Source organism: Streptomyces sp. NPDC091281 (assembly GCF_044757425.1).
Taxonomy (GTDB): domain Bacteria; phylum Actinomycetota; class Actinomycetes; order Streptomycetales; family Streptomycetaceae; genus Streptomyces.
Map to the genome: position 1 here is coordinate 439,433 of NZ_JBIVUY010000005.1, position 14,649 is coordinate 454,081.

A 14,649-nucleotide genomic window follows, 5' to 3' on the forward strand; every position below is an offset into this window, starting at 1 on the left:
AAGGAAGAGTCATGACCACCGCAGACCCCGTCGTCGCCAAGCTGGACCAGTTGTTCGCGATGACGGACACCGACCGTGACGGACACGTCGACTGGAACGACTACCGGCGGATCATCGACCGCTACCTGGAGGCCTACGCGGTCGGCGGCGACGACCCGCGGGCCCACGCCCTGACCGGCGCCTACCGGGCCTACTGGTCGGAGCTGCTGCGGCACGCGGACGGCGCCGAGCGGCTGGACCGGGAGGCGTACCACCGGGCGAACCGGGCGGCGGGCGTCGACGGCGGCGGTTCGGATGTGGTGGAGGGCGTGCCGCACGCGGTGTTCGCGCTGATGGACGGCGACGGGGACGGGGCCGTCGACCGGGCGGAGTTCACCACGTTCCTGGCCGTGTGGGGCGTCACCGGGCCGGAGGGGGCGGCGGTCTTCGACCGTCTCGACGCCGACGGCGACGGGGTGATCGGCCGCCAGGAGTACCTCCGGGCGGTCCGGGCGTTCTTCCACGCGCCGGAGGCGGACAGCGCGGGCGACGCCCTGCTCGGGGCAGCTCGGCCGCTGACACCGGAGCCGTGCGCCGCTGACACCGCGGGCCGTACGGCGTAGGGCGTACGGCGCGAGGGGTGTCCCCGTCAGGGGCGCCCCTCGGCCGTGGGGCGGGTCGGCGGGTGGGCGTCAGCGGCGGGTCTGGCCCGGGACCAGGCCGACCGGCGGTGCGGTGAGGCCGTCCAGGGCGCGCTGCGCCTGGAGTTCCAGCCCGTCGGCGCCGCACTCGCGGGCCAGGGTGAGGCCGCGGTGCAGCTCGGACGCCGAGCGGGCGGCGATGCCGTACTCGACGCGGGCCGCCGCGTGCTCGTACTGGCAGGGCGAGGCCTCCAGGTAGGTGACGGCCTGCCCGGCGAGACGGACCGCGCGCTGGCCGGTCTCCAGTGCGGCGGCGCAGCGCAGGGCCTCGCCGATCGCGGTGTCGGTGCCGAACCGCTCCGCCTGACGGCGGTAGTCGGCGGCGAGCCGGGCGGCGCGGGCCGGGTCGCGGGAGGCGAGGCTGCGGGTGAGGTCGACGGCCCAGGGCACCATCACCGGGTTGAGGTGGCCGCGGGCGGACGCGGCCTTGTCGGCGGCCTCCAGTTCGTTGATCCCGTCCTCGGTCCGGCCGACGGCGAGCAGCAGCCTGCCGCGCAGCGACCGCGGGTCGGGCAGCACGATCGTGGACGGGTACGGCGGTGCGAAGCCGTACTGCTCGGCGACGTCCCAGGCCTGCTGGACGTGGCCGCGGGCGAGGAGGGTGTCGACCAGGTTGCAGACGGCCGACCAGTACAGCGGCAGGCCGCGCCCGACGCGTTCGGCGAGGCGCAGCGACTCGCGGAGGGTCTCCTCGGCCTCCTTGAGACGGCCCCGGCGGCGCAGGCCCAGCCCGAGGTAGGCGTGGGCGAGCGCGAGGTGGCCGCCGCTCCAGCCCGCCGACACGTAGGCGCGCAGGGCCTCGTTGAAGAGGGCGTCGGCGCGGTCGAGGCGGTCGGTGTAGGCGTAGGAGCTGGCCAGCATCATCAGCAGCTCGATGCCCCACTCGCTGTCGGTCCAGCCGAGGCCGGGCGCCAGGCGGCCGTTGACCAGGGCGCGGTCGCAGAATTCGACGACGACCTCGGCGTTCTCGCCGTGGGTCATGGCGTCGAAGCCGCGCAGGATCAGCAGGGCGCGCTCCGCGTTGTCCCGGCCGGCGCAGGTGGCGGCGAGGTCGGCGAGCTTGCGGGAGCGTCCGGCGGAGCTGCCGTCCCCGGCGTGGATGCCCTCCCACATGAACTGGACTGCCTGGAGCCGCATCCGGGCGGGCCCGGAGGGCTGCCGGGCGGCCTCCGCCTCGACGGTGCGGACGGCCTCCTCGACCTGGTCGTTGTGGATGAGGGCCTGCGAGAGGCGGTAGACGGCGTCGACCCGCTTGGTCCCGTCGAGGCCGGGCAGGGCGAGCGCGGTCCGCAGGTGGTCGATGGTGCGGGCGGGCGAGGTGAGCAGGGTCGCGCAGCCCAGTTCGTACAGCACGTGCGGGTGGACGTCGGGCGCGGGCGGTTCCTGGAGGGCGCGTTCGAGACAGCGGCGGGCCGCGTCGGGCGCGCCGACGGCGAGGTGTTCGCGGGCCGCCTCGCGCAGCTGGTCGACGAGTTCCTCGTCGTTGTCGGCGTAGACCTGGAGCAGGTGGCGGGAGGCCGCGGCCGGTCCCTTGCCCGCGTCGATGACGACCTCGGCGGCGATGCCGTGCATCGCCTTGCACAGGCCCTCGGGGATGGAGGCGTAGACGGCGGTGGCGATCAGCGGGTGGACGAACTCCAGGTCGCCCTCGTGGACCGGCCCGGAGGCGGGGTCGGGCGTGGTGAGGATGCGGGCGGCGCGCAGCAGGTCGGCGCAGCGCACGGCGGTCTCGTGGGTCATCCCGGCGAGGCGGGCGGCCTGGTCGACGGTGATCGACGCGCCGAGGATGGCCGCCGCCATCGCGAACCGGGTGGCGTCGACGCCGAGTCCCTCCAGGCGGGCGACGAGACCGCCGCCGCGGGCCGAACGGTTCAGCGGGCGCAGCTCGGTGGCGGTGGCCTCGGTGGCCTCCAGGTCGCGGTCCTGCACCTTGGCGAGGAGTTCGACGGTGTCGTACGGATTGCCGCCGGTGACCGCCCAGACCTCACGGCAGAACGGGTCGTCGGCGTGCCCGCCGAGGGTGGCGCGGGTGAGTCCGGCGACCGCCGCGGGCGTCAGCGCGCTGAGGCTGGTGACGGACCGTCCGGCGGCCTCGGCGATGGTCGCCAGATAGCGGGCGCTGTGGCCCTTGAGGCCGTCCGGCCGGTGCGCGACGACCAGCAGCACCGAGAGGTCGTCGAGCCGTTCCACGAACGCGGACAGGAAGCGGAGGGTCTCCTGGTCGGCCCAGTGCGCGTCGTCGACGAGCAGGACGAGCGGCCAGTCCCGGCGGGCGAGGCGGGTCACGGCGGCCACCAGACCGTCGCAGACGCCCTGCGGGTCGGCGGGCGCCTCGCCCGGTTCCGCGATGCCGAGGGCGGGACCGGCGATGTCGAACCAGTCGCCGAGGTATTCGCGGGCCTCCTCAGGGTGCAGCGACAGCAGCACCGGCTGGAGGAGCTGGCGCACCACGTTGAAGGGCACGGACCGCAGGGTCTCCCCGCCGCGGGCGGACCAGACCGTGCAGTTGCGGGCCTCCGCGATGCGTCGGGTCTCGGCCAGCAGGGCGGTCTTGCCGAGCCCGGCGTCGCCGCGCAGCACATGGACGCGGCCCGCCGAGCCGCCGTCGGCGCGGAGTGCGTCCACCACCCGCTCGATCGCGGCCACCGCCTCGTCCCGCTCCCAGAGGGAGGCCGAGGTGGCCGCCGCCGGCCGTACCTCCGTCATCCCGCTACCTCCCCAAGTCGCCCGAACGACGTACAGACCTTGAGCGTAGCCCTCCGGCGGGCCGTGTGGAGGGCGGTCCGGAGAGCTGCTGCCCTGCTGGGTGACCGAGCGGGGTGCGCAAGGGGCCGAACGTCCCGTGTCCGGGCGCCGGAGTGTCAACAGCGGTCGCGGAGCGAAGAATTGACGTCGGTTTCGCGCCAGAGCGGCACGGCGTGCCAGGGCGGCGGCGGTCCGGGGCGGGCGATCGGGTGCGGTCCCTCTCATCCGCCTTTCACCGATGCCTCATACGGTGGGGGTATGACGCAGGTGACTCCCCCCGGGTGGTACCCCGATCCCGGGCAGACGAATGACGCCCCGCCCACCGAGCGCTGGTGGGACGGAGGGGCCTGGACGGACCGCACCCGTCCCACGGGAACGGCCGCCGCGGCGTGGGGTTCGCCGACACCGGCGACGCCGCAGTACGGCGCCGCCGCGCCCCCGCAGGGCCCGTACCCGGCGCAGCCGCCGCAGTACGGGTATCCCGCGCAGCCCGCGCCGGGCCACCCCGGCTACGGCGCCTATCCCCCGGCTCCCCCGGCGACGCCCCGGCGCGGGTTGCGGATCGGGATAGCCGTGGCCGCCGCGGTGGCGGTCCTGACGAGCATCGGGGTCGGTGTGTACGCGCTGACCGACGACGGCGGGTCGGGCGACTCCGGTACGGCGCAGGGGCAGGACCGGCCGGGCGGCGACGACAATCCCTTCGGCGACCCCGGTGACCGGGGCGGGTCGGGGGGACCGGGCGGGTCCGAGGAGCCGCGGGGTCCGGGGGGCGAGTCGCCGTCCCCGGACGGGTCGGCGCCGCCGAAGATCCGCAGCGGCGCGGTCACGGACCCGCTCAACGGCATCAGCATCCCGATCCCGAAGGGGTGGGCCGGGCAGCAGCTCCAGGTGGGCGCCCAGGTCAGCTCCGAGTCCACGTACAAGTGCCCCGGCGACACGTCGAAGAGCTGCACCAGGGGCGGTGTGTACTCGGCGCCCGCCGAGGCGCTGGGCACGAACGGCGCGAGCGCGGAGGCGGTGGCCAAGGCGGACATCGCGAAGAACGCCGAGGAGTCCTACGGCGGCACCACCTACGGCGAGATCACCTCGCACCAGGTGCTGGCGTCGAAGGCGGTGACCGTGGCCGGTCAGAAGGGCTACCTGGTGCGCTGGAAGGCGGTCACCAGCAAGGGCGCCGACGGCTACGTGCAGTCGCTGGCGTTCCCCGCGCCCGCGGACGCCAAGCGGATCGTGGTGCTGCGCTTCGGGCTCGACGCCGACCAGAAGGTGTCCGTCATCGACGAGATCACCGAGGGCGTGAAGCGGGCCGAGGGCGGCGGCTCGGGGCAGGACGTCTGAGCCGGCCGTCGCCGCGGCGGCGCGCGGGAACCGTTCGGCCGGGTGGGGCGCCCCTCCGCTCAAGGGGAACCCCACCCGGCCGGGGGGTGCGCGCCGCCCCCGTCCCCACGGTGCGGCGCGTGCAGGCCGCTGTCCGGGTCATCCCGCGGACGGCGGCCTGGGTTCTTCGGGGGGATCGGGGACGCGGGCGGCCTCAGGAGGCTCGGGGGCGGCGGGGCCGTCGGGGGTGAGGCCGAGGCAGGGCAGGACGGCGGCCTCCACGAAGCGGAGCAGGTACTCCTCGTCGGCGTAGTGCCCGTCGACGATCGGGCGGGCGCGTACGACGCCGAAGATCTGCGCCGGGATGTAGTCCAGCGCGGGATGGCCGGCCGGGACCTCTCCCCGCTCGACGCCGCGCAGCAGGATCTTCCGCAGGGCGGAGATCTCCGGCTCGATGATCGTCTCGCGCAGCGCGCAGGCGAGTTCGGCGTCCTGGGTGACGGCGTGGCCGAGGGCCTGGAGCAGCTTGGTGTCGGTCATCGACCAGCGGGCGGCCGAGCGGGCCGCCTCCCGCAGGTCCCCGGCGAGCGTGCCGGTGTCGATACCGGCCAGCCGCGAGGCGCGGCGGGAGCGCAGGGCGGCCACGACGAACTGGGGCTTGGTCTTCCACTGCCGGTACAGCGTGGACTTGCTGCACCGGGTGGTGGAGGCGACCCCCTCCATCGTGACGGCGTCGTAGCCGCACTCCTTGATCTGTTCCAGGACGGCGTCGAAGAACTCCTGCTCACGCTCGGGCGTGAGCCGGGAGCGGCGCGTGGCGGTGACCGACTCCGGTCCGTCCGCGGCCTGCGACGTCATCGGCCCTGCTCCTCACTGTGCTCGGTGCCTGGTGGGGCGGTGTCCAGTGTGTCGTACGTCAATCGATACGCCAGTGTACCGGTACCCGATCGTATCGGTACACTGGCGTATCGGTACGACATCGTATCGATGGTGCGTCAGCATCATCGGCCCCTGCGTGCCGCCACCGCACCACACCGTCAGTGAAGGGGCCGGGGGATGAATGCCCGCACCGAGCCTGAAGAAGCCGAGGGACCCCGAGGGTCCGTAGCGGCGCCCGCAGCGGCACCCGCGCGGCCCGCGACCGCCGCGCGGCGGGACGTGACCGGGGGCGCCGAGGCGTCACGGCCGTCCGCCGGGCCGCAGCCGTCCGGCGCGTCCGCCGTCTCCGGGAAACGGCGCAAACCCGCGGTCCCCGGGCGGCCGCCGCTCGTGCGGGAACTGCTGCTCGTCGCCGGGCTGTTCCTCGTCTACAAGCTCGGCCGGCAGCTGGCGACCGGCCACACCGGCGAGGCCTTCCGCAACGCCCACGACGTGTGGGACGCGGAGCGGTGGCTGCGGCTGCCCGGTGAGGACACCGTCCAGTCCCTGCTGCTGCACGGCGACACGCTCGTCCGGATCGCGAACACCTACTACGCGACCGTCCACTTCCCCGCCACCGCCGCCTTCCTGGTCTGGCTCTACCTGCGGCGCCCCGGGCACTACGTCTGGGCCCGCCGGGCGCTGGCCGCGGTCACCGCCGCCGCGCTGGTGCTGCACCTCACGTTCCCGCTGGCCCCGCCGCGGATGCTGGCGGCGACCGGACTCGTCGACACGGCGCGCGTCTACGGCCCGTCGGTGTACGGGCCGCCGCAGACGGACACGCTCTCCAACCAGTTCGCGGCGATGCCCTCGCTGCACTTCGGCTGGGCGCTGATGGTCGCCGTCGGCCTGATCGCGGCGACCCGGTCGCGGTGGCGGTGGCTGTGGCTGCTGCACCCGCTGCTGACACTGGTGGTCATCGTGGGCACGGCGAACCACTACTGGCTCGACGCGGTGGTCGCGGCGGTCCTGCTCGGCGCCGCCCTCGCGGTGCTCCGGCCGCCCCGGCGCCTCACGCGCGGGAGGGTCGTACGGCGGGGCGCGGCGGCCCGGACGCCGGCCGACCCGAAGGTGCTCGTGGGGGCGGGCCGATGAACGCCACCTTCGTCGCCGTGCTCCTCTCGCTGTTCTCGGCCGTCGCCTACGCCGCCGCGGCCGTCGCCCAGGAGCGGCTGGCCGCCCGCTCCCCCGGCCAGGGCCTGGTCCGGCTGCTGGGCCACGGCGCCTGGTGGGCGTCGGTGGGACTCAACGGCGGCGGCGCCCTGCTGCACGTCGTGGCCCTCAGGTACGGTCCGCTGACGCTGGTGCAGCCGCTGGGCGCGCTCACCCTGGTGGCCGCCGTGCCGCTCGGCGCGCGCCTCGCGGGCCGCCGGGTCGGCGGTACGGAGTGGCGGGGCACCGCGCTGACCCTGCTGGGGCTGGCCGCGATCCTGGTCACCGCGACCGGACCGGCGCCCGAGGACGTCCTCAGCCCGGCCGAGGCGGTCGCGGTGGCGGGCGTCACGGCCGTGGTCATCGGCGTGCTCGCCCGGCGCGGCGCCCGGCCCGGACTGCGGCACGCGGCCGCGTCCGGCTTCGCCTCCGGGGTCGCCTCCGCCCTCACCCAGACGGTGACGGTGGCCGCCACGGACCGCACGGGCCCGCTGCTGGGCGTGCAGGTCATCGGGATGGCGCTGCTGGTCGCCGCGCTGGCGGCGGGCGGGCTGCTGCTCGCCCAGACCGCCTACCGGGACGGCCTCGGCGCGCCGCTCGCGATGGTGACCCTGGCCAACCCGGTGGCCGCCGCCGCGATCGGCCTGGCCCTGCTCGGCGAACGCCTCCAGGGCGGCCCCGCGGGCATCGTCCTCGCCCTCACCGGCGCCGCGCTCGCGGGCCGGGGCGTGGTCCTGCTCTCCCGGACGGCCCCCGAGGCCGCGGTGGAAAGGGTGGTGGCGTACGGCGGCCCCGGCACCGGCGCGGCCCCCGGGCCGGTTCCGGTGCCGGACGACGACGAGCATCCGGTGGCCGCCGTCCTGGCCCTCGAAGCCGACCGCGCCTCGGCGGAACCCGCGCTGCTGCCCCGCCCCACGACCGGACCGGGGCACCTGACACCGCTGTGAGCGGGGGTGCGGGCGGTGTCCGGCACAGGGGCGGGGCGGGACGCCGAGCGCCGAGCCCGGGGCGCCGGGGCGAGGGCTTCGTCGCCCCGGCGTGGGCGCGGGGCAGGGCGGCGCGGGCGCGAGGTCAGCCGAGGCCGCGGGAGTCCTGCTTGAGGGCCGTGTCGACGGTGAGCGCGGTGGCGACGACCAGGCTCAGCAGCGGCTCGGGCAGCTGGTAGTGGATCTGGAGGACGTAGTTGTCCGCCGTGGTGAAGAGGGTCTTGGCGAGGCCCTCCCAGGTCTTGGTGATCCGGGCGACCTCGTTGCCCGCGTGGTCGACGATCGAGAAGTTCCAGGCGCGCCAGTTCTCCGCCTTGATCGCGCCGACCTGGGCGCCGCCCGCGTTGATCGCGAAGTTGATCTTCCCGATCACGTTCTGCTGGACGATCTCGCCGACCGGCTGTCCGTCCGGACGGGCCACGAGGACGCGGGACTTGAGGAACTTGCGCGGCCGGGTCAGCAGCAGCACCGGCTGACCGTACGCGTCGCGGATCTCCAGCTTGTGGGTGAGGAACTGGTCGATGCTGGCGACGAAGCGCAGCACCTTCTTCAGCGCGCTCTGCCCGACCTGGACGACCGAGCCGAGCTGGTTGCCCTGCTGGTCCATCACCTTGTACTCGTTGGTCAGCTCGATGAGCTTGGCCTTCTGGTTGACCACCAGCACGGGCTCGCTGAAGAGCGTGCCGCCGCCGGGGCCGCCCGCCGCGACCCCGGCCTGCTGCTGCACCTGGCGCTGGACGCGCGGGTCGGGCGCGGCGGCGGGCTGGGCCGGGACCTGGGCCTGGGCCTGACCGTACGCCTGGGCGCTGCCCTGGGGTTGCGGCTGGGGCGGGACCGCCACCGGGGCCTGGCCCGGGGTCTGCGGGGCCTGGTCCTCGGCGTGGGTGTGCTCGGTCCACTGGGACCCGTCCCAGTAGCGCTGGGTCCGGGTGGCCCCGTGCGGGTCCGGGTACCAGCCCGCCGGAGTGTTCGAATGCGTGTTCACCGGGGCACACTACCCCGAGTCGTCAGGGACCTGACCAGACCCGGCCGGACCGCGCTCACCGTCCTCTTACCGAGCGGGCCCCGGCGACCGGGACCTCCGGCCGGGGCACCGGGCCACTGGGGCACTGGGCCGGAGGACACTGGGCCGCCGGGGTGCCCTCACTCCGTGACGAGGGCCGGGTCGCTGACGCCGGGGCGGCCGTTCTCCACGTGCCCGGCGAACCGCCGGACGAAGGACGGGTCGGCGGTGGAGGTGACGGTCAGGTCGTACCAGCGGCGGCTCGCGGCGAGGCCGACCGTGCGCTTGAGGACCGCGCCGACCCGCACCCGTACGGTCGTGGTGCGGCCCCGGTAGCCGTCGGCGACCTTCAACTCCACCGTGCCGGAGCCCCGGTTGGTGAAAGTCAGCTCCAGGTCGTCACCGACGTGCCGGGCGACCACCTCGGGGCCCGCCGTCTTTCCGGGCCCCTGGAAGACCCGCAGGAAACCGTTCGGGCCGTGCACGGTGAGGTCGTGACGCCCGCCGGAATAGGCCGAGTTCCAGGTGTCCGAGAGCGTCTTGCCCGCCTCGGTGGTGTACGTCCAGGGCCCGTCCGAGCGCGCTCCGGAGGTGACCAGGAAGGCCGCGCCCGCCTTCGCCCCCGAGGCGAAGGTGAGCGTGAACGTCCCGGCGCCGGTGTCGGCCGAACCGTCCACGGCGGGGGCGTACTTGAGGGGGCGGGTGGGCCGCGATCCGGGTTCCTGGGCGGGCAGCACGCCCCGGTCGGGCGGGGTGGGCCGGTAGTCGGGGTGGCGGTCGCGGTCCTGGGGCGCGTAGTCGCCGGTGTCCGGGAGGCGGACCGGGCCGGTGTCCTTGCGGGAGAAGTCGAAGGCCGAGGTCAGATCACCGCAGACGGCACGCCGCCAGGGCGAGATGTGCGGCTCGCGCACCCCGAACCGGCGCTCCATGAAGCGGATGACGGAGGTGTGGTCGAGGGTCTCGGAGCAGACGTAACCGCCCTTGCTCCAGGGGGAGACGACGAGCATCGGCACGCGCGGGCCGAGTCCGTACGGTCCCGCCGTCCGGCCGCCGCCGCCCGGGAAGAGGTCGAGGCCGACGTCGACGGTGGAGCGGCCCTGTGCGGCCGACTTCGGCGGGAGCGGCGGGACCACGTGGTCGAAGAAGCCGTCGTTCTCGTCATAGGTCACGAAGAGCGCGGTGCGTGCCCACACCTCCGGGTCGGCGGTGAGGGCGTCCAGGACCTGGGCGATGTACCAGGCGCCGTAGTTCGAGGGCCAGTTGGAGTGCTCGGAGAAGGCCTCGGGGGCGGCGATCCAGGAGATCTGCGGGAGGCGGCCGGCCTTCACGTCGGCGCGGAGCCGGTCGAAGTAGCCGTCGCCGTTCTTGACGTCGGTGCCGGTGCGGGCCTTGTCGAAGAGCGGGTCGCCGGGGCGGGCGTTGCGGTACTTGTTGAAGTACAGCAGGGAGTTGTCGCCGTAGTTGCCGCGGTAGGCGTCGGATATCCAGCCCCAGGAGCCCTGGGCGTCGAGGCCGTCGCCGATGTCCTGGTAGATCTTCCAGGAGACGCCCGCCGCCTCCAGGCGCTCCGGGTACGTCGTCCAGTCGTAGCCCAGTTCCTCGTTGCCGAGGACGGGCCCGCCGCCGGTGCCGTCGTTGCCGGTGTGTCCGGACCAGAGGTAGTAGCGGTTGGGGTCGGTCGAGCCGATGAACGAGCAGTGGTAGGCGTCGCAGACGGTGAACCGGTCGGCGAGCGCGTAGTGGAAGGGGATGTCCTCGCGGGTGAGGTACGCCATCGTGGTGGTGCCCTTGGCAGGGACCCAGCGGTCGTAGCGGCCGTTGTTGTAGGCGGCCTGGCCGTCGGGCCAGCTGTGCGGAAGGCCTTCCAGGAACTGCATCCCGAGGTCGTCGGCGGTCGGGTGGAAGGGCAGCAGGTCTTTCGCCCCGTCGGACTGGTGCCACACCGGTTTTCCGCTCGGCAGGGTCACCGGATGCGGGTCGCCGAAGCCGCGTACGCCCCGCAGGGTGCCGAAGTAGTGGTCGAACGAACGGTTCTCCTGCATCAGGACGACGATGTGCTCGACGTCCTCGATCGTCCCCGTGCGGTGGTGCGCGGGCAGGGCGGCGGCCCGCTCGATGCTGCTCGACAGGGCGCTGAACGCGGTGGTGGCGCCCGCGATCTGGAGGAATCTGCGCCGGTTCACTTCGGACATGGGGGGAGCACCTTTCGTGCGGGGGGATGGTCCGGCGGCCGGCCGGGGCCGGGAATCCGCGCGCATGGAGTGTTCCAAGGGCACACAACGTCAGGGAAGGGACGGGTGGCGCCGATGTGAAGGGCACCGGTACGGGAAGTACCGGTCTCGGCCACCGCGTCCGAAACGGCGGAACGCCGGTCCCGGCAACCCCGTGCCCGGCCGACGGCACCGCGCCCCGCACGTTCCGCACGGTGACCGGATGAGCACCCTCCGCATCGGAATCCGGCCGTTGTGTCCGCTCGTGGCCGAGAAGTCGCGGACCGCGGAGACGAGCCGGGACCGGCCGCCGGTCGGGTACGCGCCAATAGCGGTGGTAGGCCGTATCCGGCGTGCAGGGACCGCCCGGTCCCTTCCGACTCCCCGGCCGCATGCGGGAACACCGGCCTCACCACTCCCCCACTCCCCCTTCACCACCCGCGCACTTCCGGCCGTTCGTCGCGCGCGGGTTCCGCCGAGGTGCAGACGGCCCGCTCGGCGGCTGCCTAGCCTCCCGGCCCATGCGATCACCTCTGATGAAGCGCCTCGGCCTGACCACCGTCCTCGCCTTCGTCCTCGCCGTCTTCGGCCTGGCGCCCAGCGCGAGCGCGGACCCGGCGGACGCCCAGCTGACGTTCGCCACCGACAGCGCGACCACCACGCCCGGCGGCACGGTGAACCTCTCGATGACGATCACCAACAACAAGACCTACGACATCTGGTTCGTCTACCAGACGATCGACCCGACCTGGCTGACCACCCAGCGGCCCGACCTGAAGTACTCGTTCACCGGCTGCTCGCTGGCCACCGGCTCCGGCGCCGTGCCCTGTTCCGGGACCGGCCCGGCCAACCTCGGCGGCAACTACGGCGCCACGATCCCGCCCGGCCAGAGCCGCACCGTCACGCTGACGCTCCAGGTCGCCGCCGACTCCGGCTGCAACGGCAACATCGGCTTCTACTCCTACTTCTACGCGGAGTTCAGCGACAGTTCGAGCCTCAGCGGCGGTCCGGTGTACACGCCCGAGACCCGCGTGCTCTGCGCCTGAGCCGACGTCCGCACCGGGCCGCTCCCCCCGTGAACCATGACTGACACACCGGCAGGAACGGTCACCGCGCTGGTGAGGGTGACCTAAAAGCGGCCTGTGATCAGGCACACACCGGGGCAGCGCCCCGGGACACCCCGCCCGGCGGGCCCCAGCGGCCCGCCGGTGCGTCGTTCCGGGCCCGGACCAGCGCAGGCGCCCCTCACGCCCCTCCGGTTCGCACGACCACGACGGACGGATTCCCGCCCAATTCGGTTCCACCCGGCCCCCATTGGACACCTGCGCTTTTCCGTCATGTTTCGCAGCATGACCACGGAAGCTACACAGAGACATCACTATGTGACGCGACGGATGCGTCGACGACCGGCTTCTGAGGGGGATGCCCGGCGTCACGCAAGGGGGTGCGTCCGCTCCATGGGAGCCGTGCTCACCCCTGCCCGGGGAGGGGACTTCACCGCATGAAGCGGACCATTCGCACCACCGTGCTGACGGTGGGCGCGCTCATCGCCGCACTGGGCCTGCCGGCCGGTCAGGCCCAGGCCGATCCGATCGCACCCCGAGTCGACCTGCGGGTCCTCGTGGTGAGCGACGGCGGCCCGTCCACCGACGCGATCGCGGCCGAACTCGACGCGGCGGGCACGCCGTACACCGAGGTCGACCTCACGCAGGCGGGACGACCCGTGATCGACGCCGGGTTCCTGGCGGACACGGTGGCCGGCCGGCCGCGGGCGAAGTACCAGGCCGTGGTGCTGCCCAACGACAACCCGTTCGCGGCGAACTCCGCGGAGATGGCGGCGCTCGCCGCCTACGAGCAGACCTACGCGATCCCGCAGGTGGACGCGTACACCTACGCCCGCCCCGAGGCCGGGCTCCAGTACCCGGTGTACGGCGGCTACTCCGGCAGCGTGGACGGCGTGCAGGCGTCGGTGACGGCCGCGGGCAAGGCCGGTGCCTTCGCCTACCTGGACGGCGCGGTGCCGTTCGAGGACAACGACCCGGCCGTGGGCGAGAGTTACGCCTACCTGTCGAAGCCGGTCGTGGGCGCCGACTTCACCTCCTACGTGGACGCGCCGATCCCCGGAGCCGCCGGGCGCGGTTCGCTGGTGGGCGAGTACCGGCACGACGGGCGGCGCGAGCTGGTCGTCACGTTCGTCTACAACCAGTACCAGCAGCAGTTCCGGCTGCTGGCCCGCGGCATCGTCGAGTGGATGACCGGCGGCACCCATCTCGGCGCCTCCCGCAACTACTTCGCGGTCCACGTCGACGACGTGTTCGCGGCCGACGACCGCTGGAACACCACGCTCAACTGCACCCCCGGCGACGTCGACTGCACCGACCCGAACGCCGTCCCGGACCCGATCCGGATGACCCCCGCCGACGTGAACCACGCGGTCGCCTGGCAGAACGAGCACGGCTTCACGCTGGACCTCGCCTACAACGCGGCGGGCAGCGTCGACCAGCGTGAGGACAACAACGGCGCCGACCCGCTCGCCGACGAACTGATCGCGGACCGGAACCAGTTCCGCTGGATCAACCACACCTACACGCACGCCTTCCTCGGCTGCGTCCAGGACACCAGCGTGGTGCCGTGGCGGTGCGCGACCAACCCCGACGGCTCGACGCGCTGGGTGACCCGCAACGAGATCGCCGACGAGATCGCCACGAACCGGGTCTGGGGCCAGACCGCCGGACTCCCGCTGAACAACGGCGAGCTGGTCACCGGGGAGCACTCCGGGATGCGCGTGCTGCCGCAGCAGCCGGTGGACAACCCGAACCTGGCGCTCGCCCTCGGCGACAACCAGATCACCTGGCTCGGCTCGGACAACTCCCGTGAGCCCGGCCAGCGTTCCGTCGGCGGCGCCACCACGGTGCCCCGCTACCCGATGAACGTGTTCTACAACGCGGGCCGCGCCGCCGAGCAGGTCGACGAGTACAACTGGATCTACACCAGCCGCGCCCAGGGCGGCAGCGGCATCTGCGAGGACAACCCCGCCACCAGCACCTGCCTGCCCGCCCCGCTGGACCCGGCCACCGGCTACGCCGGGCACATCGTGCCCCTGGAGACCCGGATCGCCCTCGGGCACGTCCTCGCCAACGACCCGAAGCCGCACTTCATCCACCAGTCGAACCTGGCCGAGGACCGCATCGCCTACCCGGTGCTCGACGGCGTCCTCGACGGCTACGCCGCCCTGTTCGCCGACGACACCCCCGTGGTGAACCTCCGGACGAGCGACATCGGCACCGAGCTGAAGCGCCGGGCCGCCTGGAAGAACGCCGTCACCGCCGGTCAGGTCACCGCCTACCGCATCGGCACCTCCGTGACCGTGCAGGCACCGCTCGGGGTGGCGGTCACCGCGACCCTGCCCACCGGGACCACGCTCTACGGCACCGCCTTCGGCACGGCGTACGCGGGCGCCCGCTCCGGCTGGACCCCCTCCCTGGGTCTCCCGCTCCTGTTCACCCTGCCCCAGGCCCCCGCCGCGCCCGCCGCCGCGGCCCCCGACACCGCCCGGGTCACCCGGCCCGCCCCGGACACCCGGGTCCCGGCCGGTGTCACCGACCCGGTGGGGCAGACGGCCACCGGCTGACCGGCGC

The 14,649-nt window shown here is 73.9% G+C and carries 10 protein-coding genes; 6 read left to right on the forward strand and 4 right to left on the reverse strand.

The window, feature by feature from the left end; translation table 11 throughout:
* The first annotated feature begins 11 nt into the window (after positions 1–11).
* Positions 12–602, forward strand: coding sequence for an EF-hand domain-containing protein (locus tag ACIQPQ_RS16445; protein WP_401304315.1), 591 nt, complete (start codon positions 12–14; stop codon positions 600–602).
* 69 nt (positions 603–671) lie between these two features.
* Here ACIQPQ_RS16445 and ACIQPQ_RS16450 read toward each other — a convergent pair whose 3' ends face one another.
* Positions 672–3,386 (reverse strand): ATP-binding protein, encoded by a 2,715-nt coding sequence (locus ACIQPQ_RS16450; protein ID WP_401304318.1) that lies wholly within the window; start codon positions 3,384–3,386, stop codon positions 672–674.
* Between the two features lie 297 nt (positions 3,387–3,683).
* Between ACIQPQ_RS16450 and ACIQPQ_RS16455 the strand changes: the two genes are divergently transcribed.
* The gene (locus ACIQPQ_RS16455; protein WP_401304321.1) at positions 3,684–4,763 is read left to right on the forward strand and encodes a DUF2510 domain-containing protein; all 1,080 of its coding nucleotides are present in this window, start codon (positions 3,684–3,686) and stop codon (positions 4,761–4,763) included.
* Between the two features lie 138 nt (positions 4,764–4,901).
* Here ACIQPQ_RS16455 and ACIQPQ_RS16460 read toward each other — a convergent pair whose 3' ends face one another.
* Complete coding sequence (locus ACIQPQ_RS16460) at positions 4,902–5,600, reverse strand: TetR/AcrR family transcriptional regulator C-terminal ligand-binding domain-containing protein (protein ID WP_401304323.1); 699 nt, start codon at positions 5,598–5,600, stop codon at positions 4,902–4,904.
* A 411-nt stretch (positions 5,601–6,011) separates the two neighbouring features.
* Here ACIQPQ_RS16460 and ACIQPQ_RS16465 point away from each other — a divergent pair, with 411 nt between their 5' ends.
* Both ACIQPQ_RS16465 and ACIQPQ_RS16470 read left to right on the forward strand, forming a co-directional pair.
* Complete coding sequence (locus ACIQPQ_RS16465; protein WP_401304326.1) at positions 6,012–6,755, forward strand: phosphatase PAP2 family protein; 744 nt, start codon at positions 6,012–6,014, stop codon at positions 6,753–6,755.
* Positions 6,752–7,759 carry a hypothetical protein gene (locus tag ACIQPQ_RS16470; RefSeq protein ID WP_401304327.1) on the forward strand — a complete coding sequence of 336 codons (1,008 nt, stop codon included), beginning with the start codon at positions 6,752–6,754 and terminating at the stop codon, positions 7,757–7,759. Before ACIQPQ_RS16465 ends, ACIQPQ_RS16470 begins: the two co-directional genes overlap by 4 nt.
* A gap of 124 nt (positions 7,760–7,883) precedes the next feature.
* On the opposite strand, the gene ACIQPQ_RS16475 is transcribed toward ACIQPQ_RS16470, so the two are convergent.
* On the reverse strand, positions 7,884–8,783 hold the full coding sequence (locus tag ACIQPQ_RS16475; protein WP_401304330.1) for a phospholipid scramblase-related protein: 900 nt from the start codon (positions 8,781–8,783) through the stop codon (positions 7,884–7,886).
* A 158-nt stretch (positions 8,784–8,941) separates the two neighbouring features.
* Entirely contained in the window at positions 8,942–10,993 is a 2,052-nt protein-coding gene (locus ACIQPQ_RS16480) for a phosphocholine-specific phospholipase C (RefSeq protein ID WP_401304332.1), read from the reverse strand.
* A 539-nt stretch (positions 10,994–11,532) separates the two neighbouring features.
* Here ACIQPQ_RS16480 and ACIQPQ_RS16485 point away from each other — a divergent pair.
* Positions 11,533–12,057 (forward strand): hypothetical protein, encoded by a 525-nt coding sequence (locus ACIQPQ_RS16485; protein WP_383766827.1) that lies wholly within the window; start codon positions 11,533–11,535, stop codon positions 12,055–12,057.
* A gap of 455 nt (positions 12,058–12,512) precedes the next feature.
* Entirely contained in the window at positions 12,513–14,642 is a 2,130-nt protein-coding gene (locus tag ACIQPQ_RS16490) for a hypothetical protein (protein ID WP_401304335.1), read from the forward strand.
* Positions 14,643–14,649: the final 7 nt, after the last annotated feature.

What these genes read in the sequence shown, in the direction of transcription:
- ACIQPQ_RS16445 (WP_401304315.1), top strand. Translation starts at nt 12, where the DNA reads ATGACCACCGCAGACCCCGTCGTCGCCAAGCTGGACCAGTTGTTCGCG.
- ACIQPQ_RS16450 (WP_401304318.1), bottom strand. Translation starts at nt 3,386, where the DNA reads ATGACGGAGGTACGGCCGGCGGCGGCCACCTCGGCCTCCCTCTGGGAG.
- ACIQPQ_RS16455 (WP_401304321.1), top strand. Translation starts at nt 3,684, where the DNA reads ATGACGCAGGTGACTCCCCCCGGGTGGTACCCCGATCCCGGGCAGACG.
- ACIQPQ_RS16460 (WP_401304323.1), bottom strand. Translation starts at nt 5,600, where the DNA reads ATGACGTCGCAGGCCGCGGACGGACCGGAGTCGGTCACCGCCACGCGC.
- ACIQPQ_RS16470 (WP_401304327.1), top strand. Translation starts at nt 6,752, where the DNA reads ATGAACGCCACCTTCGTCGCCGTGCTCCTCTCGCTGTTCTCGGCCGTC.
- ACIQPQ_RS16480 (WP_401304332.1), bottom strand. Translation starts at nt 10,993, where the DNA reads ATGTCCGAAGTGAACCGGCGCAGATTCCTCCAGATCGCGGGCGCCACC.
- ACIQPQ_RS16485 (WP_383766827.1), top strand. Translation starts at nt 11,533, where the DNA reads ATGCGATCACCTCTGATGAAGCGCCTCGGCCTGACCACCGTCCTCGCC.
- ACIQPQ_RS16490 (WP_401304335.1), top strand. Translation starts at nt 12,513, where the DNA reads ATGAAGCGGACCATTCGCACCACCGTGCTGACGGTGGGCGCGCTCATC.